The organism is Myxococcus sp. CA051A, assembly GCF_013336705.1.
GTDB lineage: Bacteria > Myxococcota > Myxococcia > Myxococcales > Myxococcaceae > Myxococcus > Myxococcus llanfairpwllgwyngyllgogerychwyrndrobwllllantysiliogogogochensis.
In genome coordinates this window covers 130,980-157,671 of record NZ_JABUMS010000019.1, presented here as the reverse complement: position 1 = coordinate 157,671, position 26,692 = coordinate 130,980, and the positions used below count along the sequence as shown (strand labels likewise).

Genomic DNA, 26,692 nt, shown 5'->3' with positions numbered 1-26,692 from the left:
GCTCGTCGCTCAGCGGGTCACGAGGCGGAGGTTGTCCAGGATGAGGTCGGGCTGTCCGGCCGGCAGGTCGACGAAGAAGGCCACGGGCTGTGCCGCGCCGAGCTGGAAGTGGGTGCGGACGCGTCCACGCACCGCGTTGCAGCGCGTGCGCAGCTCCCGCCCGTCAGCGGTGATGAAGCCGCAGGACACTCCCACCGTGTCGCGTGACGTGTCGAATTCGACCGTCCAGGCGCGGCCCGACACGAAAGCCTGTCGTGTCACGACGAACCGCTGGCCCCCACGCAGGAGGGCCGCGAAGCGCGAGGGAGGGAGTCGCGTCCAGGTCGCCGGGACGGGCGTGCGAGCGCCGGGCTCGAGGATGCCCATGCCCACGCGCTGCGAGCGATACTCGAAGCCGTTGGCCAGCGGGTCCGCGACGACGACGACCTCCGTCACGGCGAAGGCCCCCGAGTCCTCGCCTGGGGCGAGCCGCAAGGGCTGCGCCGCGCCGGACAGCGGCACGAAGGTGGTGGCGATGAGCCCCGCGGCCTCGCCCGGGAGCGCGACGGGACTCGCGTTGCTCAGGAGGGACTGAGTCCCGAGCGAGAGCGTGACAGTCGCCGGAGTGCTCTCCAGGGCCCGGACGCGCACCGTCACGCGATAGGTCATTCCCGCGATGACCTCCGCCGAGGGCAGCGTGAGGGACTCTCCCCGCGCCAGGGGTACCAGGGGCTCATTGGGAAAGCGCAATCGTTCCCAGGCGGAGCACGAGGAGGCGGTGCACGGCCAGGGCTTGGGAAAGGGTTGTGTGCCCAGCGCGCCCCGGCGCAGGAGCCACACGTCGTGCGTCAACCAGAGCAGGGGATTGGGAAACAGGCCCGGCACCAGGGTGTCGCAGACATCGTCCGGGCTCCTCGACTCGACGAGCTTCCGGGTGAAGGCCAGCCGGGCATAGCCCAGCCCGGCGTCGCCCGGGAGCCGCGCGGTGCGCGCGGGGTCTTCACAGAGGAAGTCGTAGTCGTGCGCGGGGAACACCCAGTGGGCCCAGACCGCGACGGGCCCGAGCAACTCCTGGGTGCCCAGGTGCTCGTTGAGCTGCGTGATTCCGGAGCCGGACGAGCCATGGCAGCCATGCAGCTCCGTGAGCCGCGCGTCGGTGCCGAAGCCGGAGAGGCCCAGGGAGACGCGGGGCCGCGACGGATTGCTCCAGGGACTGGAGAGCAGGGGCAGCAGCTGATTCACCCCGTAGTAGTGGTAGTTCTGCGCGGGCTCGTAGTCGATGTAGCGCGTGTAGCGCTGCCAGAGCTCGGTGCTCCGGTCCTCCGGAATCGAGTAGACCTCGTGGGCCCACGCCATGGACACGGGGACGCCCAGGCCCTCCGACTCGGCGACGTCCAGGTAGTCGTAACGACAGCCGGGGCTCTCGGCGCCGCAGTCGAGCAACGCGGTGTCGGCCCGGGGGAACGATGCGGGGCACTGGTAGTTGCCGAACGAGTCGCCGCAGCGGGCAATCACCCGACACGAATAGGACGACGTGCTGTAGCCCCCGCCGAGCGGCGTCCGGTGGAAGCCGGGAAAGGTGCCCGACAGGCTCTCCGCGGTGGCCTCCCAGTTCACCTCCGCGTCAATCATCGGGTCATACATCCGGACCTCGAGCGACTGGTTCGCGGGGTCCCAGACGCTGACGTCGTCCAGGCAGTGCGCGGCGGTGATGGCCCTGCGTGGGGAGATGAACGTGACGCCGCACGTGTAGCGAAGAGGCGTGCCATCCAGACCCAGGAGCGGCGCATGGGTGACGGGCTGGAGGATGGGGACGAAGACGGTGCCCCGGCTGAGCTGACTGCTGCCCGTGGGACCGCCCGGCGCGAGGGCCACGCTGTAATAGTCCTGGTACGCACGCTGGACGGCCTGGGGGGCCATTGTCCGCGGCTCCTGGGGTGGCGACTCACCGGGTCCATCGCAGGCCGCGAGGACTGCTCCCAGGATGACGAGGTGGATGCTCGTGCCGACGAACGCGGCGCGAAGAGACGTCTTCATTGAATGACCCCCCAACTCCAGAGACAGACGTGGCGAGTCCTTCCGCCGCGAGGGGCCGGTGTCCTCGGCGCCCTGGGCACATCCTGCCTTCCGAGTCGTGGGTGTGGCCCCTGACGTCCGTCTCCGATGTCGAGGAGTAACACTCGCCACATGTCACACGTCGTGGACGGGACGGCGCGCGAGGGCAGGGCCTTCGTTCAGCTTCGCACCCAGGACTGGTGGAGCAGGGCGGACCTGCCCAACGAGCGAGAAACGGAAGCAGCATCTGCCCCCTTCATCGAGGGCGACGCGCACGGCTTCCTCCACTGAGACGAGGACTGAGGCGGCCGCCGCTACGCCCACTGGATGTGCAGTGGGGTTGTAGCGCTGGGTGTCACGGAGAGTGAAGATTTGTTGCGGCGGACGCAACAACGGCACCGGCATAGCACCCCAGATTCCGAGGGAAGCCAGAGATGGCCTACTTCCTGCCTTCACGGGGAGTGCAGCAACCATCGCACCCGGCCTTGCGCCAGGTGCGAGTTCCCCACAGCAAGAGGAGTGTCCCCACATGTTTCATCCGGCTGAGTCACACCGTGGTTCTTCCAACGGCATGCGCGCGGCAACGCTCGCGATGCTCGCGGTCTTCACCGTTCAGATCGGCTGCAGCCGTGCTCCCGAAGCCAACCCGATGACCAAGGCGCGCGAGGCCCTGGCCGAGAACATCGTCTTCAGCGCCGTGGAGCCCGCGCAAGTCGTTGACGGGAGCCTGGAGCGGTTTGGCCGGCTGGGCATCGCGATGCATGACGAGGTGCCCCGTTTCATGAACTTCGTCCTGCGGCAGACGCTCGTCCGCGGCACGGAGGACGCCGTCCTCGAGGTGTATGACGAGAAGACCGGGGAGCGCACCATCTACACGGTGAACAACGAGACGGGCGACGCCTGGGTCCACCATGAAGGCGGCAAGCTGCACATGGTCTTCAACGCGGACAAGACCATCCTGGTGGGTGACAAGCTGGCCGCCAACGAGCAGGAAGCGGCCAGTATCCTCCTCGAGACCGGGGCGCTGGAAGCCGTCTCCGAGTACTCCCTGTTCACGATGATTGAAGTCATCAGCAAGTACCTTCCCGAGGACAATAATGGGAAGGGCGGCGCCGCGGCGGTGGTCGTCCTCATCGCGGTGGGCGTCTGGTACGTGGGCTCCACCGTCGGCTGCTCCCAGCAGTACCGGCGGAACGGCTGCAGGCTCACCGGGTTGAGCAACTACTGCCGCTCGTGGTGCGCCTCGTATTGGTGCCGCTGCTAGCAGGCCTCCCGGTGTTTCGAGCCAGGAACTGGAACCGTCCATGACTGTGTTGGTAAGGCACTGGCTCCTGGCCTTGCTTCTGGGGGCCTGCGCGTGTCGGCAGGCCCCCGGAGTGCAGGAGCGCGTCGTGGCGATCTACTCACGAGTGGATGTCGCCGAGTTGCAGCAGTCGCCGTGCTCGGATGCCCGCTGCCCGCATGTGGCCCTCGAGGACTTCTCCTGTCCCTCTGGAGTGAGGGCCGAGGTGCTCGTGCTCAGCGGACACAGCTTGCCGCCGAGCTATCTCAACGCGTCTCCGGAGGACCTCGCGCGGGTGGTTCGGTGCTATCGCCCGGACCTCATCGTCCTGGATACCTGCTACGGCTTCTCCACGCCGCTGCTCACGGCGCTCGCGGAAGAGGCGCCTGGGGCCTGGGTGCTGGGCTCCACGTACAAGCTGCCCCTCGATGGGTTGCTCTATGACGAGGGCTTCTTCCAGGCCGGGAGCCCCGAGCAGCGCGCTCGCTTCGTCCGGACGCGCTCTGGCAAGGCGCTCGAGTTGTGGCGGTTGGATGCGAAGGCCATGGACACGGCGCTCGAAGAGGTGTCGCGCTGGGAGCCCGAGGTGCTGGAGGCCCGGTTGGCGCGCAAGCACCCCAACCTCGTGAAGGTGGCGCTCCCGGGGGAGGCCACGGCGCTGGTCCCCGTTCCGCCCGAGAGGTTCCGGAAGCGATGAGCCTGCTCCTGGCCCTGGGCTCGGGTGTCGCGCTGGGCGTCGCCTTCCTGTGGACGTGGGCGCAGCCTTTGGCCTGGGTGGGCATCGCGCTGCTGGGGTGGGCGCTCCACCGCGCCAACGGCTGGCGCCAGGCCGCTGCGGCGCTGCTGCTGTCCGCGCTGGTGCGCCAGGGCGTGGCCCTGCACTGGTGGGTGGGGACGGCGGAGTTCTACACGGCCCCCTGGCTTCCTCCTCCGTTCATCGTGGCGTTTCTGGGCTGGACGGCCACGGGGGCGCTGTCCCAGGTGCCGCTGCTGGCGCTGGCGGCGCTGCCCGTGAAGCGGGTGCCTCCAAGGTACTGGTTGCCTTTGGGCTGGGTGCTGGGCGAGGCGGGGCTGGAGGCGTGGAGCGGCTTCTCCATGACGCACGTGCTGCATTCCCAGTGGATGCAGCCGCCAATCCTGAGGGCCGTGGGCTTCGTGGGGTGGGTGCCCACCCTGGTGCTCTGCCTGCTCGCCGCCGTGTGCGTTGGAGAGGCCGTGGCCCTGCGCTCGCGCCGCCTGTTGCTGCCGGCCGTGGGCGTCATGCTGGCCCTGGCCGCGCTGCCCCGGCTGCCCGTGGCGGACGATGCGCTCCAGGGGACGGGCGTGGTCCACATGGCCTCTTCCGTGCGGGTGCCGGAGTCGGTGCCCGAGGCCACGGAGCGGCTCATCTGGCCAGAGTCCACGGTCCGGGGGCTCCAGCGGGGGACCGAGGGGCGTGTGTCACGGCCGGAGGTCCTCGAGGCCTTCGATGCGCGCCTGCCGGTCCCCGCCATCGCGGGGCTGATGCTCCGAACGCCCGAGGGTTTTTTCAATGCCGCCGCCGCCTTTGATGCGGACGGGCGTCTGCGGGAGACCCGAGGGAAGTCCATCCTCGTCCCCATCGGCGAGCGCTCCATCTTCGGGCTTCAGGGAAGAGGGGAGCCGCTGCTCGCAAGCCAGGCGCGACCGCTGCTGTCCCTCGCGGGGCGGAAGGTGATTCCGCTCATCTGCTACGAGGCCTTCAGCCGCGCCACCGCCTTGCGTGGACGGGAGGCGGGAGGAGAGCTGCTCGCGGTCCTGGCCAGTGATCTGCCCCTGGCTGGAAGTCGCTTCGCCATGGACCAGGCCATCGGCGGCGTGGTGATGCGGGCGGTGGAGCTGCACATGCCCGCGGTGCGAGCCTCGCTGGGAGGCATCGCGGTGGTGGTGTCTTCCGACGGCCGCGTGCTGGCGCGGAGCGCACCGGGGGCGAGCAGCATCCTCATGCTGTCCCCGCCCCCGCGGATGGTGGAGGCGACGCAGGAGTAGGCACGGTCCTCGTGGGCATGCGCCAGTCCTCGGGATGTCGATGTTCACGGGCTCAGCCGGCTGTGCGCGTGAGCTGACGCTCCTGCTGTTCGCCACCCTGATTGCCCCCCAACTCCAGCGACAGACGTGGCGAGTCCTCCCGCCGCGTGGGGCCGGTGTCCTCGGTGCCCCGGGCGCATCCTGCCTTCCAGGTCGCGTGCATCGCCCTCGATGTCCACCCTCCGACGTCGGGGAGTAACACTCGCCACACGTCACACGTCTTGGATGGGACGGCGCGCAAGGGTGTATCGAGACCCAAGCCCTGTCGCCGACGCTCGCAAACCCATGTTTGCGTTTGACTCATCCTCTTTGTGGATTTTGTGTCAGTGAACAATGTATAAACGCGGAATCATGGGATTTCTTGCCGACCCGTGAATCCGGCAACGTGCCGGAGTGCTCATCCCTGGCAGGGGGCGCGGCCGTCCGCGCGGGTGTGAGACCTCGAATGCAACGCATGGTTGAGAAGAGCCAGTTGGCCTGGCGCGGGATGCTCGTGTGCGCGGTGGTGGCCCTGGCGGCCGGCTGTGACAACGCGGCGCCGGAGGCGGAGCCGACCGGGATGGACCCGGCGGAGGAAGTGACGGTGGACCCGACGAGGCACCCGGAGCGCCGCGGCATCGGTGCCATGGCGCTGCCACCCATGGGGCCGTCGGCGATGGTCGTCACGGTGGACCCGCGCTCGTCGCTCATCATCACCGACGACGCCATCGTGAGGAACTTCCCGCTCGTGCGGGTGATGAGTCAGCTGGTGACGCAGTCCGGTGTCGCGGGGCTGACGCCGCTGGCGCTCTTCCAGGACTGGTGGAACACGGCGAACCCGCCCAACTGCGGCCCGCTCTTCAACGGCTTCCAGTATCAGTGTCCTCGCATCGAGGGGAACCAGGCCTTCGTCAATCCCTTCCTCAGTCCGGGCACCAACCCCGACGAGTACGTCCCGCTGGCGCTCGTCAACCGCTTCGACCTGGCGCCGGCGTCGGGCGTGGACTGCGGTGAGTACCGCATCGTCTATGGCAAGCGCTCCGGCATCCCCGGCGGTGGCAATCGCAACCTGCTCATCTTCGAGGCGGTGCTGCCCAACCCCAATCCGAGCGCCGGCCTCAATGGCTGTGCGCCGGTGGCCAACTTCTGGGCCTCGCTGACGGGCGCGGCGCTGGCCACCCGCATCGGCGGGCTGCAGAACTTCTACTTCACGGGCCTGCCGGGCTTCATGCCGGTGGTCCACATCGACAACTACGGCAACCGGACGACGGGGAGCGTGCCGACCGGGCAGGTGCGAACCAACCAGTTCATCCAGCCGCCGTGGACGCTGCGAGAGTTCAGCGTGCGGCGCACGATGTGCGGCAGCGTGCCCTGCCAGTTGAATTTCCGGCCGGTGACGGTGAAGGTCAACCCGGGCGGCACGTTGTTCGACCCCGTCTCCGGGCACCCGCTGGCGCCGTCCTTCCAGAACGTCCTGTTCCCCTCGCAGGTGCCGGCACTGGCCGTCACCGACATCAACCTGTTCAACAACACCATTCCGGACATGTTCAACAGCGGCCAGAGCAACGCGCAGGGCCCGGAGAACGACTACCGCTTCCAGTTCGGCCCCAACCCCAGCCCCTTCCGCACCAACATCCAGAACGAGCTGCTGCTGCTGGGCAGCCCGCTGCTGCCCCAGGACATCGTGGAGCGCTCGATGGCGCTGTCGTGCGGCGGCTGTCACGAGCTGAGCAACGGGGCGAACCTGGGCGGCGGCCTCGTCTGGCCTCCGTCGGGCGGCTTCGTCCATGTGGGTGAGCAGTTCGACCCGGCCCCCGGCCCGTTCGGCCCGCGATTCCGCATCTCCCCCGCGCTCAACGCCGTCTTCCTGCCGCACCGCCGGGCCGTGCTGGAGACGTTCCTCAACTCCTCGTGCGGGGATGCCGTGTGCCAGCCTTGGGAGTCGCCCGCCGCGTGCCCGGCTGACTGCTAGCCCTCCTTCGCGCAGGCAGGCATGGGAGTGGGCGCGGAGAGGTGCGTATACTCCGCGCCCACCATGACGGCGGACTCCCTCAAGCAACAACTGCGGCGCACGCTGCGGCGCGACCTGTGGTTCACCCTCGCGCCCGCGGTGCTCCTCATCGGCATCGCCTTCGCCGCCGCGTTCCATTTCATCGAGCCCGCGCCTCCAAAGAAGCTCGTGCTGGCCCTGTCGCCCGACGAGGGCGGCTTCCGCTACTACGCGCGCAAGTACCAGGACTTCCTCTCCAAGCACGGCGTCACCCTGGAGCTGCGCTCGACGAAGGGCTCCATCGAGAACGTCGCGCTGCTGTCGGACGAGAACTCCGACGTCGACGTCGCCTTCGTGCAGAGCGGCACCGCGGGCGGCGAGAAGGCCGCGAGCGTCGTGTCCCTGGGCAGCCTCTCCTACGTGCCCCTCTGGGTCTTCTACCGGGGCGAGCCCCTGGAGGACGTGCGCCAGCTGAAGGGCCGCCGCATCGCGGTGGGGCCGGAGGGCAGTGGCACGCGCGCGCTCGCCGTCACGCTGCTGAAGGCCAATGGCATCGACCAGGCGCCCACGGAGCTGCTGCCGCTGGAGCGCGAGGCCGCCATCGAGCAGCTCAAGCAGGGCCACCTCGACGCCATCTTCCTCATCTCGCCCGCGGAGTCGCCCCCCATCCAGAAGCTGGCGGCGGTGCCCGGTGTGAATCTGCTCAGCTTCGCGCGGGGCGAGGCGTATGCGCGCCGCTTCCCGTACCTGACCCGGCTGGTGCTGCCGCGCGGCGTGTTCAACCTCGCCTCGGATATCCCCGCGCGGGACGTGGTGGTGCTCGCGCCGACGGCGAACCTCGTCGCGCGCGACTCCCTGCACCCCGCGCTCTCCTACCTCCTCATGCGCGCGGCCAGCCAAATCCACGGCAGCGCGGGCCTGCTCGATGGCGCCAGCGAGTTCCCCGCGCCGCGCGAGACGGGCTTCGCCCTCAGCAGCGAGGCCCGACGCTATTACGAGGCGGGAATCCCGCTGCTCCAGCGCTACCTGCCGTTCTGGGCGGCGAACCTGGTGGACCGGTTGTGGGTGATGCTGGTGCCCATCATCGCCGTGGTGGTGCCGCTGTTCCGCGCCGTTCCCGCGCTGTACCAGTGGCGCATCCGCTCGCGCATCGTCCGTTGGTACGCGCGGTTGAAGGAGATTGAAATCCAGCTCGATGAGAACCCCGGGCGGGACATGCTCGAGGACATGCTCAAGCGGCTGGAAGAGGCCGAGCGCGAGGTCAACCGCATCCCCATGCCGCTCGCCTACGCGGAGAACCTCTACTTCTTCCGCGAGCACATCGAGGTCGTCCGCCGCCGCCTCATCCGCCGACTCGACGGTGCGCGGGACGGGGTGGGCGCGCTCGTCCGCTCCGCCAACGCGTAGTCGGCCCCCGTCTGGCGCGCGGCGCCCGGCTCGGAGGCAGGGACTGCTCCGCGCCGCCGCGCACGGGAGGCTCCAGGTCCGTGCCGCGCGCCGAGGTGCCGAGCGCCAGGCGCAGCACCTGATAGGCCCGAAGCAGCCGGCGGCGGGTATTCACATGGGTGATGCCCAGCTCCACGGCCATGCTGCGGCCATCCAGCTCCCGCTCGAAGCGCAGCAGGCATGCCCGCCGCAAGGGCTCCGGCAGCCGGTGGACGTGGCGCCACAGCAACTGGGACTGCTCCTGCTCCAGGACGAGCTGCTCCGGCGATGGGGCATGCGCCGGCTGCACTGCCTCGGACGGGGCCTCGTCGTCCTGCTCGGGCGGCTCCTCCGCGCGCCGGGCCCGCATGCGATGCAGGTCCACGCAGGCGTTGTGGAGGATGCGTGTCAGCCACGCCTCGGGGTTTCGCAGCCGCTGGACTTCCCGGGGCCAGGCCTCGGCGGCTCGCAGCATCGCGGTGCTCAATGCGTCCTCCGCGTCGGCCTGGTGGCCACCCAGGTGGCGCAGGCTCTTCGCGAGGAGCTTCGGGTGGTGGCACAGCCACAGCTCCCAGAATCCAGTCGTCTTCGCTTCCATGAGGGTTCTCACCGTTGGCAACCCCTCCGAGCGCCTCCTAGAGCAACCGCTGTGCCGGGGCGTGCTCCCTCGGAGAAGGGCGCAGGGGCGGGCGGCGCGGTGCTCGGCTGGCATGTCAGCGGCGTCGGCTGACATGTCAGCGTGTGCCAGCCTGGGGGCTCCCACGGTCCGTCGCGCTTCGGGCTCGTGTAGCCTGAGGGAGAACGCGGGCCCTGGCTCAGAGCGTCCCCCTCATGAAGCAGAGACTCCTCGACGACGTCTCCACCGCGAGTCCTCAGCGGCAAGGCGGTGATTCGCAGGCCACCGCGCACCTGCCGGCGCTGACGCTGGTCTCCCATCCGCTCGCCTCGCGGGTGGGGGAGCGGTTCGTGTTGGAGTCCCTGGCGCGCGGCAAGGAGGTGGCCCTGTCGCGCAACGAGCCGCTCTTCACGCGCGTGGGGGAAGTCATCGGCAGGCCGCTGGCGGACCCGTTCGTGAGCCGCCGTCCCCTGCGCTTCCTCCCGCGTCCGGAGGGCGGTGTCCGGCTGGAAGGGGATGCCGAGGGGACCCAGGTGATGGTGGGCGGGGTGCCAGGGGTGAGCTGGGACTTCCGACCGGAGGCGCTCGCGGCGGGGGTGACGCTGGAGCTGGCCGGGCGCGTGGTGCTGCTGTTGCACCGGGTGGCGGTGGACGAGGAGCGGTCCGCGGACACGCTGGGCATGGTGGGGCAGAGCTCCGCGCTGGGCCGGGTGCGCACGCGCGTCCGCCAGGTGGCGGACCTGGACGTGCCGGTGCTCATCCGGGGCGAGACGGGCTCGGGCAAGGAGCTGGTCGCGCGCGCGCTCCACCAGCGTGGCCCTCGTCGCAAGGGGCCCTTCGTCAGCGTCAACCTGGGCACGCTGGCCCGCGAGCTCGCCGCGGCGGAGCTGTTCGGCGCGCAGCGGGGCGCCTACACCGGCGCGTCCCAGAGCCGCGAGGGCTTCTTCCGCGCCGCGCATGGCGGCACGCTGTTCCTGGATGAGGTGGGCGAGGCTCCCGCCGAGGTGCAGGTGGCGCTCCTGCGCGTGCTGGAGACGGGGGAGGTGTACCCGGTGGGCGCGCACACTCCCATCGCCACGGACGTGCGACTGGTGGCGGCGACGGACGCGCCCCTGGAGGACCTCATCGAACAGGGCCGCTTCCGGGCGCCCCTGCTGCACCGGCTCTCCGGCTACTCCATCCAGATGCCCCCGCTGCGCGAGCGGCGGGAGGACATCTCGCTGCTCTTCCACCACTTCGCGCGGGTGGAGTTGGAGGGGCTGGGGGAGGCCTGGCGCCTGGAGCCCACGGACCCCTATGCGGAGCCGTGGCTGCCGGCCGCCCTGGCGTCACGGCTGCTGCGGCACGACTGGCCCGGCAACGTCCGCCAGCTTCGCAACGTGGCCCGCCAGCTCGTCATCAGCGGCCGGGGGCAGGCTCGCCTCCAGGTGGACGCCGCGCTGGAGGCGGAGCTGGCACCGAAGCCCTCGGGCGAGGAGGCGCCAATCCATGAGCCCACGCTTGTTGCCCGTCGCAAGCCCTCGGACGTGACGGAGCCCGAGCTGCTGGAGGCGCTGCGCGAGTGCTCCTGGGACTTGAAGAACACGGCGGAGAAGCTCGGCATCACCCGGGCGTCGCTCTACAACCTCGTCGACCGCAGTCCCCACATCCGCACGGTGAAGGACCTGGGCGCGGAGGAAATCACCCGCTGCTTCCAGGCCTGCGGTGGCGACCTGGACGCCATGGTGCGGAAGCTGGAGGTGTCCCGTCGCGCCCTCCAGCGGCGGGTCAGGGAGCTGGGCCTCGAGCCTCCCGAGTCATGAAGCCGTGGGGCGTGGCAAGCTCCACGGGCCACCGTCCGGGTCGGGCCAGTCCCGCGCATCCCAAGCGACGTGGCGGGGAGGCTTGCACCATGGATGGGCACTTGAAGCATTGGCCGGGCGTCGTCATGTTGTCGCTGGGGTGGAGCTGCGCGCCCGACACGTCGGGGCCCGCGGAGGTCGATGCGCGGGGCGTGCAGTCCCAGGCGGAATACGACGCCTCCGCCTGCGCCAAGCTCCATGCCGTGCCCTGTCCCATGGTGGACGGGGATTGCCCCAAGCCCGAGGAGGGGACGCTGTGTTTCATCACCATCTCCCTGGGGGCCGACCCCGTGACGCCTCCCCGAAGCTGCGTCTGGCAGCGACACCTGCTCAAGTTTCAGCTCGCCCCGGGTGTCCCCTGGGCGTTGCTCAAGTTCCATGGAGAGGGCGCCGACGCCATCTTCGAGAACTACAACAAGGACGACATCAAGCTGGTGGCGGGGCCCATGTCGAGCTGGTGCCGCAGGGTCCGTCGCAATGCGGTCTGGAAGGACTACCCCTTCGTCGTCTCGACCGACACGGGCGAGGGCCAGCCCGGGGACCTGGAAGTGGTCAGGGATCCCAACGAGCCCGAGGAGGAGTGACGCTCCAGCTCTTCACGGAGGCGTCGCGCGGGAGCGGCCCGGCTCCGTGAGCAGGGGCGCCCAGGTCCGAGCGAGCAGGGGGCGCGCGGTGAGCGCGCTCGACAGGGCTTCCCGCGCGCGTGCCTGCTGACCGGGATGCTCGGCCGGGAAGGCCCGGGCCTGGGTGAGCTCCAGCGCCGCATGCAGCGCGCGCGCCTCTTCATCGTGGGGGCGCGCCTTCAGCACCGGGGCCACCCATGACAGGCCGCGCTCCAGCACCTCGCGAGGGTCCTTGTCCGCGAGCCGCCGCGCCAGCGCCCAGTCCAGGTGGAGCCGCGCCAGCGCGCGCCGGTCATCGTGGGGACGGGAGCTGACGGCGAGGGCCGCCTCGTGGGCCTGCTCGGCGCGAGTGAAGGCGGCCTCCCAGTCCTTCGCGTGGAGGACACTCCAGGCCGCGCTCAGGCCGCGAGCCTCCGCGGCGTAGCGCAGTGCTTCCTCGTCCCGGGGGTTGCGTCGCAGGGCCTCACCCAGGGCCTGCTCGGCGGCGTCGAGCTCGGGCCTGGCGTCTGTGCCTCGCTCCAGCGCGAAGGCGGCGAGCACCCGGTGGGCCTGTCCCAGGTTGGCCCAGGCCGTCGAAAGGTCCGGCTGGAGCGCGAGCGCGGCGCGGGCCTCGCGTTGCGCGGCGCGGGCGTCGTCTCGCGGGTCTTCTCCCCGGGCCAGGCGATGGGCCGCGCGGGTGGCGTGGGCTTCCGACAGGTTGCTGTGCGGCAGGCCCTGCTTCGGGGCCAGGGCCAGGGCGCGGCTGAAGGATGCATGCGCTTCGTCCAGGGCGGGGAAGGGGGGCTCGCCGCGAAGCCACGCGGCCCGCGCGCGCTCCAGGTGCACCAGCCCCACGCCCCCGTGGAGCTGGGGCACGTCCGCGTTGAGGGCCAGCGCGCTCCGGTACGACGCGAGCGCGGTGTCCAGGGAAGGGCCCGCGTCGCCTCCACCGTCGCGCAGTCGCGTGGCGCGCAGCGCGTGGACCTGGGCCTCGTAGAAGTGGCTGACGAGGTTGCGGGGATTGAGCGTCCGCGCCTTCTCCAGCGCCTGTCGCGCGCGCTCCAGGTCCGCGTCCGCGTCGGGGTTGCGAGGGTTCGACGCGCGCTTGAACCAGGCGCTTCCCAGGTTGATCCACGCGTCGGGCAGCGCCTCGTCGATGCGGATGGCGGTGAGGTACGCGTCGATGGCGCGCTTGCGATGGCCGAGCGAGTCCTCGCCCACCGCGTCCTCGTGGTCCGCCCACACCTTGAAGATGAGGCCCAGGTTGGAGTGGTAGTCGTAGCCGCGCTCCTGGAGCGCCACGCCGTCGAAGGCCTCGATGGCCTGCTTCAGCGATTCCCAGGGGTCCTCGCTGCGCGCCTGTTGAATCCGGGCGCGCTGCCAGAGCACCAGCCCCAGCGCGTGGCGGACCTCGCTGCTGGCGGGGTCCACGTCGAGCGCGGCCCGGGCCGCCTTCAGCGCCGCCTGGAGCGCGGCTTCCGCGTCGCCACCCTGTCGGCTCCGGAACTCGGCGAGCCTGCGATGGAGGTGGGCCTTGCGCACCAGGGACGGCAGGTGTCGGGGCGACGCGGTGAGCGCGCGCTCCAGGGCTTTGAGCGCCCGCTCGATGTGCGGTGTCACGTCACCCTGGCCATACAAGCCCATGCGCAGGGCCACCTGCTCGACGCCGGCCAGGGCCAGGTGTGACTCCGGCAGGCTCTCCGCCAGGGACGCTGCGCGGACATGGGCCTTCCTCGCCGCCTCCAGGTCTTCTTGCGCGCGCTCGCGACGTCCCGCGTCCCAGTGCCCGGTGGCGCGCGCCACCAGCACGTCACCCCTCAGGAGCGGGGCCTCGAAGAACCAGGGCAGCCGGTCTCCCAGCGCATCCAGCCGCTCCAGCGCGTCCTCGTATCGCTCCTCGTGGTACGCGAGCAGGGCCGCGACGTACTCGGCCGGGGGCAGGTCGGCGCCGCTGCCCTGTCGCAACCACGCCAGCGCGGGCTCCCGGTAGAGCGTCACCAGCTCGCGCCGCCGCGCCTGTCGCTCCGAGGCGGGCAGGTGCTCGTAGGCGCGCAGCCGCTCCTGGTAGAGCTGCCCGAGCGCGAGCGCCAGCGCGCACGCGACGCGAGGCGTGCGGGTGCCATGCTTCCACGCGGCCTCCAGGTGCTCCCGGGCCCGCGCCGGTTCTCCGAGCGCCAGCCAGCCCCGGCCCAGCGCCTCGTTGCCCGGCCCGAGCGCGTGCTCGCCGCCCTCGCGCATCTCCCCCGCGATGTCCTGGAGGCGCGTCTCCAGTACGTGCCGCTCATTCCGGGTGTCGTGCAGTCGCGTCAGGGCGGTGTAGCGCGCGCGGGACTCCACGTGCTCGGCCAGCTCGGAGAAGCGCCGCGCCAGGTGCTCGCGCACGTCCGCGTCCCGGCGGGCCAGCACGGCCTGCACTCCGGCCAGCAACATCAGCAGGCCCGCCACCGCCGCGAGCAGCAACCCACGCCAGTGTCTGCGCGTCAGCCGCGCCAGCCTCCAGGCCGTCCCCACCGAGCGCGCGAGCACCGGCTCCCCGTCGAGGAAGCGTTGCAGGTCCTCCGCGAGCGCGCGCGCCGAGTCGTAGCGGGCCGCGCGCTGCTTCTCCAGACACTTGAGGACGATGGCCTCCAGGTCCGCGGGCACCTCCGGCGCGAGCACACGAGGCGGTGTGGGGTCCTCGGTGGGGATGCGGCTGAGCACCTCCAGCGCGTTGCCCCCGGGGATGGGCGGCTGGCCCACCAGGAGCGCGTAGAGCGTGGCGCCCAGGGCATAGACGTCCGCGCGGCGGTCCAGGCGGTTCACCTCTCCGCGCGCCTGCTCCGGCGCCATGTAGTGCGGCGTGCCGAGGATGGAGCCCGTGGCGGTGGCCCCTTCTCCCGGGTCCCTGGCGAGGCCGAAGTCCATGACGTACGGCTTCCACTGCCCGTCGGCCGTGCGCTCCACCAGGATGTTGGACGGCTTGAGGTCCCGGTGGATGAGGCCCGCGCGGTGGGCGGCGTGCACGCCCTCGGCGGCCTGGGCCAGGATGAGCGCCTTCTGCTCCAGGCTGAGCACGCCCGCGAGTTGGTGGAGGGGCTGCCCGTCCACGTACTGCATGGCGATGTACGCGCGGCCCTGGACCTGGCCCACTTCGTACACCTTGCACACCCGCTCGTGGTCCACCCGCGCCTGGGCCTGCGCCTCGGCGACGAAGTGCCGCGCCCGGTCCGAGTCGTCGTCCCGCACGAACTTGAGCGCCACGGGGCGACGCAGCACCGGGTCCTGGACCAGGAAGACGCGCCCCATGCCGCCTTGGCCCAGGAAGCGGATGGGCGCGTAGCGCTCCCAGCCCGGCACGGGGAAGGCAGGCTCCGGCTCCGGCTCCAGCGCCTTGGGGGGACCCACGTGGCCGGTGGCCGTGGGGGCGCCCACCAGCGCGCCCTGGAGGGCCGCGCGCGACGCGCTCCGCAGCGAGGCGAGCGTGTGCTCGGACAGTCGCCCCCGCTCCCGCAACAGCTCCAGGGGCGCGGCCTCGCGTCGCAGGGCCTCCGCCCGCAGCGCCTCCACTTCGCTGTCCGAGAGCAGGCCCTCGAAGAGCACCGCCCGCAGCTCCGCCTCGTAGTCCTCGCGCATCGGCGTTCCCAGGCTCGTGTGTCCGCGGCCTTCTCTACCGAGACGACGGGCGGGACGTTTTGTACCACCCGCCCCCCACGACATCCCCCGTGCACGGGGCGGGCCTCGTTGATATGCAGGGGGCGCCGGACGACGGTCGTCGTCGTCCCGCGTGTCCCCTGGAGGCCCCATGCACGCCGACATTCATCTTGCCGCGGTGGGAGTCCTGTTCACCCGGAGGACGCGGGCCTGGTAAGGCCGGCGTGAAGGCCCGTCACAGCGCGGTCCACGTCCCCCCGGGTGCCCCTGAAGAACCGAGGTGCGCCGCAGGCACCGCTCTGTCCGGAGTCTTTCCACGTGTCACTTGAAACCTTTGGTTGGGGGCCCGAGCTGGCCCAGGCTTTCTCCGTCGTCGTCGCATCGTCCCCTCTGCCCCTCGTCCCCGGCCGCGTGGTGCGCCAGCACCGAGGGCTCGTCTCCGTGCAGACCGCCGAGCGCACCCTGTGGGCGCGCACGGCGGGAAAGCTGCTCCACCAGGCCCCCGGCGCCGAGTCGCTGCCCACCGTGGGGGACTGGGTCGCGATGCTCATGCCTCCCGGAAAAGGGGAGGGAATGCTGCACGCCGTCCTGCCGCGCAAAAGCCTGCTCGTGCGCCGGGAGGTCGGCCGCGAGCAGGGCGGCGGCCAGCTCATCGCCGCCAACCTGGACGTCGTGCTGCTCGTCGCCGGGCTGGATTCGAACTTCAACCCCCGCCGCATCGAGCGCGCGCTCACCCTGGCCTGGAGCAGCGGCGCCACCCCCGCGGTGCTGCTCACCAAGGTGGACCTCCACGACGACGCGACGTCGCTCGTCCAGGCCGTGGAGGCACTGGCCCCCGGGGTCCCCGTGCTCGCGCTGAGCTCATGGACTGGCGAGGGGCTCGACGCGGTTCGGGCGCTGCTGCCCTCCGGCAAGACGGGCGCGCTTTTGGGCTCCTCCGGCGTGGGCAAGTCCACCCTCGTCAACCGGCTGCTGGGCGAAGAGCGCCTGGCCACCCAGTCGGTTCGCGTGGAGGATGACAAGGGGCGTCACACGACGACGCACCGCGAGCTGTTCCTCCTGCCCCACGGCGCACTGCTCATCGACGGCCCCGGGATGCGCGAGCTGGGGCTGATGGGGGATGAGGAGGAAGGCATCGAGCAGACCTTCGCCGACATCCTCGAGCTGGCGGAAGGGTGCCGTTTCAACGACTGCACCCACCAGGGCGAGCCGGGGTGCGCCGTGCGCGCCGCCGTCAAGGCCGGAACACTTCCCGAGGAGCGGCTCTCGAGCTTCGAGAAGCTCCAGAAGGAGAAGGCGTTCCAGTCGCGCCAGACGAGCCCCGCCGCGCAGCGTGAGCAGCGCAAGTTCGAAAAGGGCCGCACGATGATTGGCTGGGAAGTCTCTCGCGCCAAGCGCCGCCGCGACTGAACCCCCCGGGCTGAAAATCGCCGCGGAAATCCCGCGCTCAAGGATTTGGACCCGTCGCGTTTGGATATTTCGAAAGGTGGGGACACCCGGGCAGAGCCGGGGTGTCCAAGGGGTTCAGACGCAGAGCGTCTGAAGGGCGGTTGGGGGGAGTGTCCGGGCGGTTTGCCGGCACTCGAGTTTTCGAACGCACTGCGTTCGAGGGGGGACGAGGCGCGCCGGGGGGCTCGCCTCTGACCTTATGAGGGGGCGCCCCTGGGGAGGGGCGTGGCTTCCGGAGGGCATGCCGAGGGGCGTGCCCGACGTTGGACCGGAAGTTCGAATTCGAGCAGTCCATACGGCGGGGAGCGCGTCGAGGGGGCGCGCTCCCCGCGGTTCTTTTCAGGGCCTGTCCAGGCCCGCCGCACGTGAGCTACCGCGCGGAGTCGGACGAGGGCATCAGCTTGATGGGCTGACCGTCGTCGCCCGTCACCACGTCACCCGTGGTCTTCTGCTGCTGCACGCTGGGCTCTCCCACGGAGAAGGTGGCCACCTTCGTCATCGGAGCGCCTCGGAAGGTGCCGCTGATGGCGACGACGAGGAGCGAGCGCCCGTCGCCCGGGGTGAAGTCCACGTCCAGGGTGGTGGTGGTGGCCTGCTCGAAGCGGGCGCCCCGCATGGGCGTGGTTTCGCTCGTCACGCGCAGCCCGTCCAGGCCGGAGATGTCCACCTGGACGTCGTCCGCGGGGCCCTGGAAGCGCAGGGTGACGGTGGCCTTGTCGCCGGCCAGACTGGCGCCCACCTCCACGGGCGCGCTGATCTTGCCGGTGGTGGCCCCGTTCGCCTGCGACGCGGTGTCCGCCGTGCCACTCCCGGCGGGGCTGCTCTTCGCGGGAGACGTGCAGGCCACCGGCGCCACGAGCGCGAGGAGGCCGGAGAGGAGCGCGGGTGCGATGCGATTCATGAGAACTCCTGGGGAGACTGAAAGAGGCGAGGTCCGTTCATGGGCTGGTGATGGAGACGGAGTAGTTGTAGGTGCCCGTGCTGTCCTTGAAGCCCGTCACGATGAGCACGTATTGACGGTCCGCCTGGCTGGAGAAGCGGAAGGACTCCGTGCCTCTGAGGAAATCGTCGGCGAAGCCCGCTCGGGTGCCCTGCTGGAGGGCCTGGATGCCCACGTCCTCGGTCGAGTTGGCGGAGACGATCACCGTCCTGCCCGTGCCGTTGAAGACGTAGTACCGGTTCTGCTGTTGCTGGTTGGAGGGCTTGCCACCCGTGAGGGTGCCGTTGGCGTTGTACGGCAGCGACGACACCGTGGTGTACATGGCCGCCAGTTGGGTGTCGCCTTCGCCGAAGGCGGAGCGAATCGAGCCGATCTGGTAGTGGGCCGCGAGCGTGTCCAGGGCCGCCGCGTTGACGCCCGGCTGCGCCTTGAGCCCGTGGATGAAGGAGCCGATGGTCGTCAGCGCGGGCGTCGTCTTCTGCGGTCCCACCAGCACGTCGTACAACGTGCCGAGACCGATGTTCACCTGGTCATACGAAGCCTCGGCCGCGCTCGAGGCGTCGAAGATGTCATAGAGCAGCCGCATGACGCTGAACTCGGAGAAGACGCTTGGCGTCGGGTCGTCCGCGGCCGCCGTCTCCATGTCGAAGCCGAAGGCGGTCTGCCGGCCTGCTCCCCAGGAGGTGTCGACGTAGAGGGGGTCCGGCAGGAGGATGGCGGAGAGCGCGTTGCCGTAGCCCTCGCCGAAGGCGATGCGCGGATCCAACACGTCGCCGCCGATATGCTGGCCGCCCGGGTTGTCCGAGCGGGAGAGGTTGGACTCGAAGTAGTGCCCCCACTCGTGGACGATGACGTGGTTGTCGAACTCGTCGGTGTCCGCGCCCTCCTTGCCCAGCACGTAGACTTCGTTCTCCGAGGGCGAGAAGTGCGAGGTGCCAATCTGCCCGGTGGAGGTGTCTCCGCTGTTGTTGCGCTCCGCGATGTTGTTCGGGCTCCAGTTCACCTTGAGCGGTGGAAAGGGGACCGTGCGCACGGCGAGGAAGGCCCGTGACGCGGTGTACATGCTGTCCAGGATGGCGAAGGGCGCGGCGACACGCTGGCTCGGGTTGTAGGAGGAGCCCGTCCAACCGTGGCCCGCGTGCAAATCCCTGCTCGTGGTGCCGCCGGTGATGGTGGCGGACACGGCCCAGATGGCGTTGCGCGCCGTGTTGTCCTCCACCTGGATGGCGGGCGTGGTCGTCTTGGCCAGGGTCGCGAGCGTCAGGTTGGCGCCGGTGCCGGCGGTGTAGGTGAGCTGGTAGCGGCCGTCCTCGTCCGTGGTCGCCGTGCCGAGCACGGTGGTGCCCCGCATCACCTGGACGGTGGCGTTGCGCACGGGCCGCACGCTCGTCTGTGCGAAGGCCAGCATGCCGCCACGGGTGGGCGTGGTCGTGAGGATGGCTGGAACGAAGTCGTACGTCACCCTGCCACTGAGGGTGGCGGTGACCGGCGGGCCCGCATCGGGTTCGGGCACCCCCGCATCGGGATTGCCTCCGCCGTCGGGCTCGTCGTCGTTGCCGTTGTCGCTACAGCCGAACATGGTGAGACTGAGCGCGAGCGCCAGCATCGCGCTGGTGCGGCCCCAGACCGATTTGCGAGACACGTACATTCCGTCCTCCCCCTTCCTTTCGCTTTCGATGGGTGGCGGGCATTCTCGGCGGGTCCTCCTGGAACTTCAAACGTTGGAGGGCGGATGCGGCCCGTGAGCCGCGAATTGTCGGGGAAGGGTGTGCACTCTGGCCGGGAGCGTCCGGGCGTGCGGGCCCGTCCTCGAGGCTCGGCAGGCAGGCCGGCCTCGCCTCGGACCCAGGTGTGGGTTGGCGTTGGAGCAGGGCGCGCGCATCGTTCACGCAGGCGTCGCGCGCGCGGGGGGCGAGCGACCCCCTGGCCCATCGTCTCCTCGCCATGCCCTCTTCGACCGACAGTCCGAGCCTGCCTCACCCCGTCGGGAGGGATGTGCCTGTCGAGGGCGGCGAGAGCTTCTTCCAGTCCGTCGTCACCAGCATGGCGGAGGGCGTGGTGGTGGCGGACGAGCAGGGGAGGTTCGTCTTCATCAACCCCACCGCGGCGCAGTTGATGGGGGTGGACGCCTCGGGCACGGCGCTCTCCGAGTGGTCGTCGCACTTCGGCCTCTTCCTGCCGGACCAGGTCACGCCGTATCCCCCGGAGGACCTGCCGCTGGCGCGCGCCATCCGGGGCGAGTCGATGAGTCAGGTGGAGATCTTCCTTCGCAACCCCGAGAAGCCCTCGGGCGTCTGGCTGCTGGTGAGCTGCCGACCCGTGCGGGACGCGAGCGGAGCACCGCGCGGCGGGGTCGCCGTCTTCACCGACATCACCGAGTTCAAGCGGGCCGAGCAGGCCCTGCTCGAGAGTGAGCAGAAGCACCGGACGCTCTACAACAACACGCCGGTGATGATGCACTCCATCGACCGCGAGGGCCGGCTGATCAGCGTCAGCGACTGCTGGCTGTCCACGCTGGGCTACCGGCGCGAGGAGGTGCTGGGCCACGACTCGGTGGAGTTCCTGTCCGAGGAGTCCACGCGGCTTGCCCGGGAGAAGGTGCTGCCCGCCTTCTTCGCGACGGGCTTCTGCAAGGACGTCCCGTACCGGCTTCGCAAGAAGAACGGCGAGTACCTCGACGTGTTGCTGTCCGCCATCGCCGAGCGCGACTCGAGCGGCGCGTGGGTCCGCTCGCTGGCGGTGCTGCTCGACGTGACGGAGCGCAAGCGCGCGGAGGAGGCCCTCCTGCAGAGCGAGCAGCAGCTGCGGGCCATCCTGGACAACGCCACCTCCATCTTCTTCCTGCTCGACACCCAGGGCCGCTACGTCTTCGTCAACCGGCAGTGGGAGCTGATGTTCCGCCGCACCCGCGAGGACGTCATCGGCAAACAGGTCCACGACCTCTTCCCGCCGGAGGTCGCGGACGGCTTCCATCGGATGACCGACGCGGTGCTCCAGCGACGGATGCCGCTGGTCCAGGAGGAGCGCATCCCCCAGGAGGACGGCCTCCACACGTACATCACCCAGAAGTTCCCGCTCATGGACGCCCTGGGCGTGCCCTATGCCGTCTGCGGCATCTCCACGGACATCACCGAGCGCAAGCGCCTGGAGGAAGCGCAGCGGTTTCTCGCCGAGGCGAGTCGCGAGCTGGGCACGTCGCTCGACTACGAGACGACGCTCCAGCGCGTCGCGGAGCTGACGGTGCCCCGGCTGGCGGACGTGTGCGTCGTCTTCATCCCGGGGGAGGGCGGGCGACTGCGTCCGGTGGCGGTGTCGGCCCGAGAGCCCGGGCAGGCCGAGGATGTGCGAGCGCTGCTCTCGGCCCACCCGCTGCTTCCAGACGTCCACCGGGGCCCGGTGGCGGTGATGGCGACGGGGCGCTCGGAGTGTTCGCGATTGCCTGGGGGCATCCTGGACAAGGATGGGCTGGATGCGAGGCAGTGGCGCCGCGTGCGCGCGTTGGGCGGTCGGCCCTCCCTCAGCGTGCCGCTCCAGGCGCGCGGCCGGAGCCTGGGCGTGCTGACGCTCCTGTCGACGTCGCGGTCCGCGCGAAGCTTCGGCGCGGACCAGGTGGCGCTGGCGGAGGAGCTGGGGCGCCGCGCGGCCTTCGCCATCGACAACGCACAGCTGTACCGCAAGTCCCAGGAGGCCATTCGCGTCCGCGACGAGTTCCTCTCCATCGCCTCCCATGAGCTGAAGACGCCGCTGACGTCCATGAAGCTGCGCATGCAGCAGATGGCGGCCCTGCTGTCGCGGCCCCGGCCCGACTCGACGCTCGCCGCCAGACTGTCCAGCATGCTCTTCGTCTGCGAAAGCCAGCTGTCCCGGCTGTCCCGACTGGTGGAGCACCTGCTCGATGTCTCCCGCATCCACGAGTCGCGGCTCGCGCTGCGCCTGGAGGAGATGGACCTGTCGGTGGTGGCGCGCGACGTGGCGGCCCACCTCCGGGAGCAACTGGAGAAGGCGGGCTGCGAGCTGGTGTTGGAGGCGCCACCGTCGCTGCCGGGCCGCTGGGACAGGCTTCGCGTGGAGCAGGTGATGATGAATCTGCTGACCAACGCGGTGAAGTATGGGGCGGGCCAGCCCATCTGGATGCGGCTGGCCTCCCACGACGAGCGGGTGTGGCTGAGCGTGGAGGACCGGGGGATGGGCATCCCCCGCGAGGCCCAGGTGCGCATCTTCGAGCGCTTCGAGCGCGCTGCCTCACCCAACTACGGAGGGCTGGGGCTGGGCCTCTTCATCACCCGACAAATCGTGGAGGCCCACGGTGGCCGGGTGTGGGTGGAGAGCGAGCCGGGGCGGGGCGCCCGCTTCGTCGTCGAGCTGCCCCAGTGGACTCACGTCAGCGGGCCTTCCACCAGCCGCAGCACGTCCGCCAACACGCCGGACGCCGTCACCGCCGCGCCCGCGCCGTAGCCCCGGATGACGAGCGGCGTGGGGCTGTAGCGCTCGGAGAGGAAGCTGAGCGCGTTCTCTCCGCCCTTCACCGCCGCCAGCGGGTTCTCCAGGGGCACGGCCTTCAGGCCCACCGCGCAGCCCTCCTGTCCGACGCTGCCCACGTACCGCAGCACCTTCCCCTCGTCGCGCAGGCGCTCCACGCGGCGCTGGAAGGCGGCGTCGATGCTCGGCAGCCGCTCCAGGAACGCGTCGAGCGGGCCGTCCGCGTCGAAGTCCGTGGGCAGGAGCGACTCCAGCGCCACCTGCTCCAGCTCCACCTCGCGTCCCAGCTCCCGGGCGAGGATGAGCACCTTGCGCGCCACGTCGGTGCCCTGCAGGTCGTCGCGAGGGTCCGGTTCGGTGAAGCGCTTCTCCATGGCGGTGCCCACCGCCTGTGACAGCGGCACGCCCTGTTCGGTGAGGCCGAGGATGAAGGACAGCGAGCCGGAGAGGATGCCTTCGATGCGGTGCACCTGGTCTCCGGTGCGCAGCATGTTCTTCAGCGTGTCGATGACGGGCAGCGCCGCGCCCACGTTCGTCTCGTACAGGAAGCGGCGCTGGTGGCGCGAGGCCGTCTCGCGGATGGCGCGCCAGTGGGCCATGCGTCCCGCGTTGGCCTTCTTGTTGGCGGTGACGACGTGGAGCCCCGAGGCCAGGAGGGACGGGTAGGCGAGCGCCACGTCCTCGCTGCTGGTGCAGTCCACGAAGATGGGACGGCCCGGGCGCTTCTCGCGCGCCTGCTCGCGGAAGGAGTCCAGCGACGCGGACGCGGTGCCCGCCTCCAGCTTCTCCTTCCACTGCTCCAGGGGGATGCCCGCCGGCTCGATGACGCCCTTGCGGCTGTTGGCGATGGCGCACACCCGCAGGTCCACGCCCTGGGCGCGCAGGTGGGGGGCCTGCTGACGAATCTGCCGCATCAGCTCCCCGCCCACGCTGCCCACGCCGGCCACCAGCAGCTCCACCACCTCCGTGGTGCCGAAGTAGCGGTGGTGCACGTGGGCCATGGCGCGCGGGCCGTCCGCCTCGGTGATGACGGCGGAGATGCTGCGCTCACTGGAGCCCTGGGCGATGGCGGCGATGCTGCAACCCACGTCGGCCAGGCCACTGAAGAAGGTGCCGGCCACGCCCACGCGGTGGCGCATGCCGTCGCCGACGATGCTGAGCACCGCCAGCTGGCCCTGGCGCTCAATCGTGTCCACCTTGCCGGCCTCGCGCTCCACCTCGAACTCGGTCTCCAGCGCGCGCACGGCGGCGTCGGACTCCGACTGCTGCACGCAGAAGCTGATGGAGCACTCGCTGGAGCCCTGGGTGATGAGGACCACGGAGATGCCGGTGCGGGCCATGGACGCGAAGACGCGCGCGGCGGTGCCCGGCACGCCCTTGAGGCCCGCGCCGGCGATGTTGATGAGCGCCACGTCGCGCAGGAAGGACAGGCCGCGCACGGGGTGGTCCGGCGGCGCGGCGGAGTCCGTCACCAGGGTGCCGGGGTGCTCGGGGCGGAAGCTGTTGCACACGCGCACGGGGATGCCGCGCTCGCGGGCGGGGGCAATCGTCTTGGGGTGGAGCACCTTGGCGCCGAAGTACGCCAGCTCCATCGCCTCCTCGAAGCTCACCTCCGCCAGCGGGAAGGCCTCCGGGACCAGCCTCGGGTCGGCGCTGAAGATGCCGTCCACGTCCGTCCAGATTTCCAGGAGCCGGGCATCCAGCGCGGCCGCGGCCAGCGCCGCCGAATAGTCCGAGCCGCCGCGTCCCAGCGACAGCGTCTTGCCGCGCTCGTCACCGCCGAAGAAGCCCGGCATCAGCATCAGCCCGGGGCCGCTCGCGTCGCGCAGCGGGGCGAAGCGCGCGCGAATCTCGTCCATGCGCGGCGTGGCCTGGAGCGGGTCTCCCGTGCAGATGAGCACGTGGCGCGGCTCCACCGCGTGCGGGGACAGCTTGCGCGCCGACATCAGCGCCTCCAGCAGCAGACAGGAGGCGCGCTCGCCCAGGCCGGACAGGTGGGCGAGCACGGAAGGGGAGCACTCGCGCAGGAGGCCCACGCCCTGGAGCAGGCCGCGCAGCTCGGTGGAGATGGCCGCGAGCCCCAGCTCCAGCGGCGCGAGCGCCTCCAGCTCGCTCCCCAGCTCCCGGGCGATGGAGAGGTGGGTCTGCTCGAAGCGGGAGAGCGCGGCGTCCACCGCGCCGCCCTCCTGCGCGAGCCGCGCCGTGTCCACCAGGAGGTTGGTGATGCCGGTGACGGCCGAGGCCACCACCATCACCCGTGTCTCCTTGCGGGCCTGCTCCACCAGGTCCACCACGCGCCGAATCTGCGCGGTGCCGCCCACGCTCGTCCCGCCGAATTTCATCACGCGCATGACGGCACCTCGTGGAGGGCGGGGCGGCGCGAGACTGCGGACTGGCGGGGCGTCGTCGAGGTCTGGGTCTGCATGGCGTTCCAGGTGGGTGGAGGAAAACGAAAAAGGCCCCGCGCCGGGGAGCGCGGGGCCAGGTCGGAAGCACTGCCGATTCCGAGCTAGACCTCCCGCGCTCCGCGAGGAGTCGTGGTGGTAGTGGTCGTCGTCGTCGTGCGAGTGGAGGGAGCGGTCGCCGCGCGCGCGAAGGACGAGGACGTCTGTCCCCGGGTCCACGCGAAGTCCTGGCGCATGCCGTTCACGAAGTGGAACGCTGACCGATGACCCCGGTGCGAGTCAAGCCACCCTCCCGAACGAGCGGGCGAGGGCCGTGTCGCTCCATCAGTCCCACGCCACCTGGTGGAGCGTCAGGGCGTCCTGCTTGCCCTTGACCCGGGTGGGCGGCAGCGTCGTCAGGCGCCAGGTCGACTCGCGCAGTCGGGCGCGGGTGGCCTCCGAGAGGACGACCTCTCCCGCCTTCGCCACGCCGCACACGCGACTGGCCACGTTGGTGACGTCACCCAGGGTGGCGTACTGCAGATAGTGCCCGGAGCCGATGTTGCCCGCCGCGGCGGGGCCGCTGTTGAGTCCCACGTGGATGCGCAGCTCCGGGTGGCCCTTCGCGCGGAAGCGTGCGTTGAGCGCCACCAGCGCGCGTTGCATGTCCACCGCCGCGCGCACGGCCCGGTCCGCGTCGTCGTCCCGGGAGAAGGGCGCGCCCCAGACGGCCATCAGCGCATCGCCGATGTACTTCTCCAGCGTCCCCTCGTGACGGAAGACCGCATCCGCCATCACCGGGAAGTACTCGTTGAGCATGTCCACGACTTCCCGGGGACGCAGCGACGCCGACAGCGGCGTGAAGTCGGAGATGTCCGCGAAGAGCACCGTCACCTCCGTCTCCACCACCTCCAGCGACGCGCCCGGTGACGCGTTGAGCCTGCGGACCACGGCGGGAGGGAAGAAGCGCAGGTACGTGTTGCGCAGCACGGCCTCCTCTTCCAACCGTCGCGCCAGCCGCGCGTTGTCGATGGCGACCGCGGCCTGGTTGGCGAAGGCGGTGAGGAACTCCAGGTCCTGCTCCGTGAAGAGCCCGCCCTGCGAGCGGTTGTCCACGTAGAGCACGCCCAGCCAGGTGTCGCGCGGACGCAGCGGCACGCACATGGCGGAGAGGATGGCCTGCGAGCGGATGGAGGCGGAGCTGTCCAGGCGCACGTCTCGCTGGGCGTTGGCGAAGAGGGACGCCAGGCCGTGGGTGCGCACGAAGTCGACGATGCGCTGGCTGAAGAAGCGCTCCGGGAGCGTCTCTCCGCTCGCCGCGCGCGCCACGCGAGGGCGCAACTCTCCGGTGGCTTCGTCCACCAGCAACAGCGCCGCGCGGTCCACGCCGAGGATGCGGAAGACGAGCTGGAGGATGCGCTCCAGCAGCGTGTCCAGCGAGCCGGGCGAGGCGAGCAGCTGCGCCACGGCGAGCAGCACCTGGAGCCGCTCCCGCGTCGTGTCGCCCTCGGGCTCCGGTCGCACCCGCAGCCGGGGCGCGTCCGCGTCCAGCAGGGTCTCCAGGGGAGACAGGGTGAAGCGCGTGTCCAGCGTGCGCGTGTGCAGCGGACTCAGCTCCTCCTCGCGCTCGGGGTCGCCCGCGAGCAGTTGGAACCACACCTCGCCGCAGCGGAAGGCCTCGCCTTCCTGGAGCACGTGCCGCTCGACGCGGACCTCTCCCGTGAACGTGCCGTTCTTGCTGCCCTGGTCCACCAGCACCACGCGCGAGCCCTGGCGCTCCAGCCGCGCATGGCGCCGCGAGATGCTCTTGTGGAGCACGCAGACGGAGCTCTCGTCCGTCCTGCCGATGGTGGTGGTGCCCTCGGGGAGCAGGAGCTCCTGCTCTCCCTCCCGCCCGGGGTTGAGGATGAGACGCATGGAGGAGGGAATGCTAGCACCCGCCCGCGGGCCTCCCGAAGGAAGTGGCCGGCGCGGGCGGGCAGGGGGAGGCCGGAC

At 70.7% G+C, this 26,692-nt stretch carries 18 protein-coding genes; 10 read left to right on the top strand and 8 right to left on the bottom strand.

Annotated elements, in window-relative coordinates; genetic code table 11:
- Positions 1-9: 9 nt before the first annotated feature.
- Entirely contained in the window at positions 10-2,016 is a 2,007-nt protein-coding gene (locus HUA74_RS37780) for a hypothetical protein (protein ID WP_174458473.1), read from the bottom strand.
- A gap of 150 nt (positions 2,017-2,166) precedes the next feature.
- On the opposite strand from HUA74_RS37780, the gene HUA74_RS37775 reads away from it, so the two are divergent.
- The 4 genes from HUA74_RS37775 (at position 2,167) to HUA74_RS37760 (ending at position 5,323) form a co-directional block, all read left to right on the top strand.
- Positions 2,167-2,325, top strand: coding sequence for a hypothetical protein (locus HUA74_RS37775; RefSeq protein ID WP_174458472.1), 159 nt, complete (start codon positions 2,167-2,169; stop codon positions 2,323-2,325).
- Between the two features lie 238 nt (positions 2,326-2,563).
- The gene (locus tag HUA74_RS37770; protein WP_141643819.1) at positions 2,564-3,298 is read left to right on the top strand and encodes a hypothetical protein; all 735 of its coding nucleotides are present in this window, start codon (positions 2,564-2,566) and stop codon (positions 3,296-3,298) included.
- A gap of 127 nt (positions 3,299-3,425) precedes the next feature.
- On the top strand, positions 3,426-4,013 hold the full coding sequence (locus HUA74_RS37765) for a hypothetical protein (RefSeq protein WP_174458471.1): 588 nt from the start codon (positions 3,426-3,428) through the stop codon (positions 4,011-4,013).
- On the top strand, positions 4,010-5,323 hold the full coding sequence (locus HUA74_RS37760; RefSeq protein WP_174458470.1) for a nitrilase-related carbon-nitrogen hydrolase: 1,314 nt from the start codon (positions 4,010-4,012) through the stop codon (positions 5,321-5,323). Before HUA74_RS37765 ends, HUA74_RS37760 begins: the two co-directional genes overlap by 4 nt.
- A gap of 52 nt (positions 5,324-5,375) precedes the next feature.
- Here the strand turns inward: HUA74_RS37760 and HUA74_RS37755 are convergent, their stop codons facing one another.
- Entirely contained in the window at positions 5,376-5,525 is a 150-nt protein-coding gene (locus HUA74_RS37755; protein WP_174458469.1) for a hypothetical protein, read from the bottom strand.
- A gap of 282 nt (positions 5,526-5,807) precedes the next feature.
- Between HUA74_RS37755 and HUA74_RS37750 the strand changes: the two genes are divergently transcribed.
- Together HUA74_RS37750 and HUA74_RS37745 are read left to right on the top strand one after the other, a co-directional pair.
- On the top strand, positions 5,808-7,313 hold the full coding sequence (locus HUA74_RS37750) for a hypothetical protein (protein WP_174458468.1): 1,506 nt from the start codon (positions 5,808-5,810) through the stop codon (positions 7,311-7,313).
- 63 nt (positions 7,314-7,376) lie between these two features.
- The gene (locus HUA74_RS37745; RefSeq protein ID WP_174458467.1) at positions 7,377-8,738 is read left to right on the top strand and encodes a TAXI family TRAP transporter solute-binding subunit; all 1,362 of its coding nucleotides are present in this window, start codon (positions 7,377-7,379) and stop codon (positions 8,736-8,738) included.
- Here the strand turns inward: HUA74_RS37745 and HUA74_RS37740 are convergent.
- On the bottom strand, positions 8,674-9,354 hold the full coding sequence (locus tag HUA74_RS37740) for an RNA polymerase sigma factor (RefSeq protein WP_174458466.1): 681 nt from the start codon (positions 9,352-9,354) through the stop codon (positions 8,674-8,676). The genes HUA74_RS37745 and HUA74_RS37740 overlap by 65 nt on opposite strands.
- Positions 9,355-9,587: 233 nt before the next feature.
- Here HUA74_RS37740 and HUA74_RS37735 point away from each other — a divergent pair, with 233 nt between their 5' ends.
- Positions 9,588-11,174, top strand: coding sequence for a sigma 54-interacting transcriptional regulator (locus tag HUA74_RS37735; protein WP_174458465.1), 1,587 nt, complete (start codon positions 9,588-9,590; stop codon positions 11,172-11,174).
- An 89-nt stretch (positions 11,175-11,263) separates the two neighbouring features.
- Entirely contained in the window at positions 11,264-11,797 is a 534-nt protein-coding gene (locus HUA74_RS37730; protein WP_174458464.1) for a hypothetical protein, read from the top strand.
- 12 nt (positions 11,798-11,809) lie between these two features.
- On the opposite strand, the gene HUA74_RS37725 is transcribed toward HUA74_RS37730, so the two are convergent.
- On the bottom strand, positions 11,810-15,427 hold the full coding sequence (locus HUA74_RS37725; protein WP_174458463.1) for a serine/threonine-protein kinase: 3,618 nt from the start codon (positions 15,425-15,427) through the stop codon (positions 11,810-11,812).
- A 336-nt stretch (positions 15,428-15,763) separates the two neighbouring features.
- On the opposite strand from HUA74_RS37725, the gene rsgA reads away from it, so the two are divergent.
- Positions 15,764-16,855 (top strand): ribosome small subunit-dependent GTPase A, encoded by a 1,092-nt coding sequence (gene rsgA / locus HUA74_RS37720; RefSeq protein ID WP_174458462.1) that lies wholly within the window; start codon positions 15,764-15,766, stop codon positions 16,853-16,855.
- A 409-nt stretch (positions 16,856-17,264) separates the two neighbouring features.
- Here rsgA and HUA74_RS37715 read toward each other — a convergent pair whose 3' ends face one another.
- Both HUA74_RS37715 and HUA74_RS37710 read right to left on the bottom strand, forming a co-directional pair.
- A complete protein-coding gene (locus HUA74_RS37715; RefSeq protein WP_174458461.1) occupies positions 17,265-17,795 on the bottom strand; it encodes a hypothetical protein in 531 nt (176 codons plus the stop codon).
- 37 nt (positions 17,796-17,832) lie between these two features.
- A complete protein-coding gene (locus HUA74_RS37710; protein WP_174458460.1) occupies positions 17,833-19,482 on the bottom strand; it encodes a hypothetical protein in 1,650 nt (549 codons plus the stop codon).
- Between the two features lie 347 nt (positions 19,483-19,829).
- On the opposite strand from HUA74_RS37710, the gene HUA74_RS37705 reads away from it, so the two are divergent.
- The gene (locus tag HUA74_RS37705; protein WP_371817372.1) at positions 19,830-22,289 is read left to right on the top strand and encodes a PAS domain S-box protein; all 2,460 of its coding nucleotides are present in this window, start codon (positions 19,830-19,832) and stop codon (positions 22,287-22,289) included.
- Here the strand turns inward: HUA74_RS37705 and thrA are convergent.
- Both thrA and HUA74_RS37695 read right to left on the bottom strand, forming a co-directional pair.
- A complete protein-coding gene (gene thrA, locus HUA74_RS37700; protein ID WP_174458458.1) occupies positions 22,211-24,664 on the bottom strand; it encodes a bifunctional aspartate kinase/homoserine dehydrogenase I in 2,454 nt (817 codons plus the stop codon). The two genes, HUA74_RS37705 and thrA, sit on opposite strands and share 79 nt — an antisense overlap.
- A 378-nt stretch (positions 24,665-25,042) precedes the next feature.
- A complete protein-coding gene (locus HUA74_RS37695; RefSeq protein WP_174458457.1) occupies positions 25,043-26,614 on the bottom strand; it encodes an adenylate/guanylate cyclase domain-containing protein in 1,572 nt (523 codons plus the stop codon).
- Positions 26,615-26,692: the final 78 nt, after the last annotated feature.

Bases quoted from the DNA above. Each gene is read 5' to 3' on its own strand.
- HUA74_RS37780 (WP_174458473.1), bottom strand. From the start codon at position 2,016: ATGAAGACGTCTCTTCGCGCCGCGTTCGTCGGCACGAGCATCCACCTC.
- HUA74_RS37775 (WP_174458472.1), top strand. From the start codon at position 2,167: ATGTCACACGTCGTGGACGGGACGGCGCGCGAGGGCAGGGCCTTCGTT.
- HUA74_RS37770 (WP_141643819.1), top strand. From the start codon at position 2,564: ATGTTTCATCCGGCTGAGTCACACCGTGGTTCTTCCAACGGCATGCGC.
- HUA74_RS37760 (WP_174458470.1), top strand. From the start codon at position 4,010: ATGAGCCTGCTCCTGGCCCTGGGCTCGGGTGTCGCGCTGGGCGTCGCC.
- HUA74_RS37755 (WP_174458469.1), bottom strand. From the start codon at position 5,525: ATGCACGCGACCTGGAAGGCAGGATGCGCCCGGGGCACCGAGGACACC.
- HUA74_RS37750 (WP_174458468.1), top strand. From the start codon at position 5,808: ATGCAACGCATGGTTGAGAAGAGCCAGTTGGCCTGGCGCGGGATGCTC.
- HUA74_RS37745 (WP_174458467.1), top strand. From the start codon at position 7,377: ATGACGGCGGACTCCCTCAAGCAACAACTGCGGCGCACGCTGCGGCGC.
- HUA74_RS37740 (WP_174458466.1), bottom strand. From the start codon at position 9,354: ATGGAAGCGAAGACGACTGGATTCTGGGAGCTGTGGCTGTGCCACCAC.
- HUA74_RS37735 (WP_174458465.1), top strand. From the start codon at position 9,588: ATGAAGCAGAGACTCCTCGACGACGTCTCCACCGCGAGTCCTCAGCGG.
- HUA74_RS37730 (WP_174458464.1), top strand. From the start codon at position 11,264: ATGGATGGGCACTTGAAGCATTGGCCGGGCGTCGTCATGTTGTCGCTG.
- HUA74_RS37725 (WP_174458463.1), bottom strand. From the start codon at position 15,427: ATGCGCGAGGACTACGAGGCGGAGCTGCGGGCGGTGCTCTTCGAGGGC.
- HUA74_RS37715 (WP_174458461.1), bottom strand. From the start codon at position 17,795: ATGAATCGCATCGCACCCGCGCTCCTCTCCGGCCTCCTCGCGCTCGTG.
- HUA74_RS37710 (WP_174458460.1), bottom strand. From the start codon at position 19,482: ATGTACGTGTCTCGCAAATCGGTCTGGGGCCGCACCAGCGCGATGCTG.
- thrA (WP_174458458.1), bottom strand. From the start codon at position 24,664: ATGCGCGTGATGAAATTCGGCGGGACGAGCGTGGGCGGCACCGCGCAG.
- HUA74_RS37695 (WP_174458457.1), bottom strand. From the start codon at position 26,614: ATGCGTCTCATCCTCAACCCCGGGCGGGAGGGAGAGCAGGAGCTCCTG.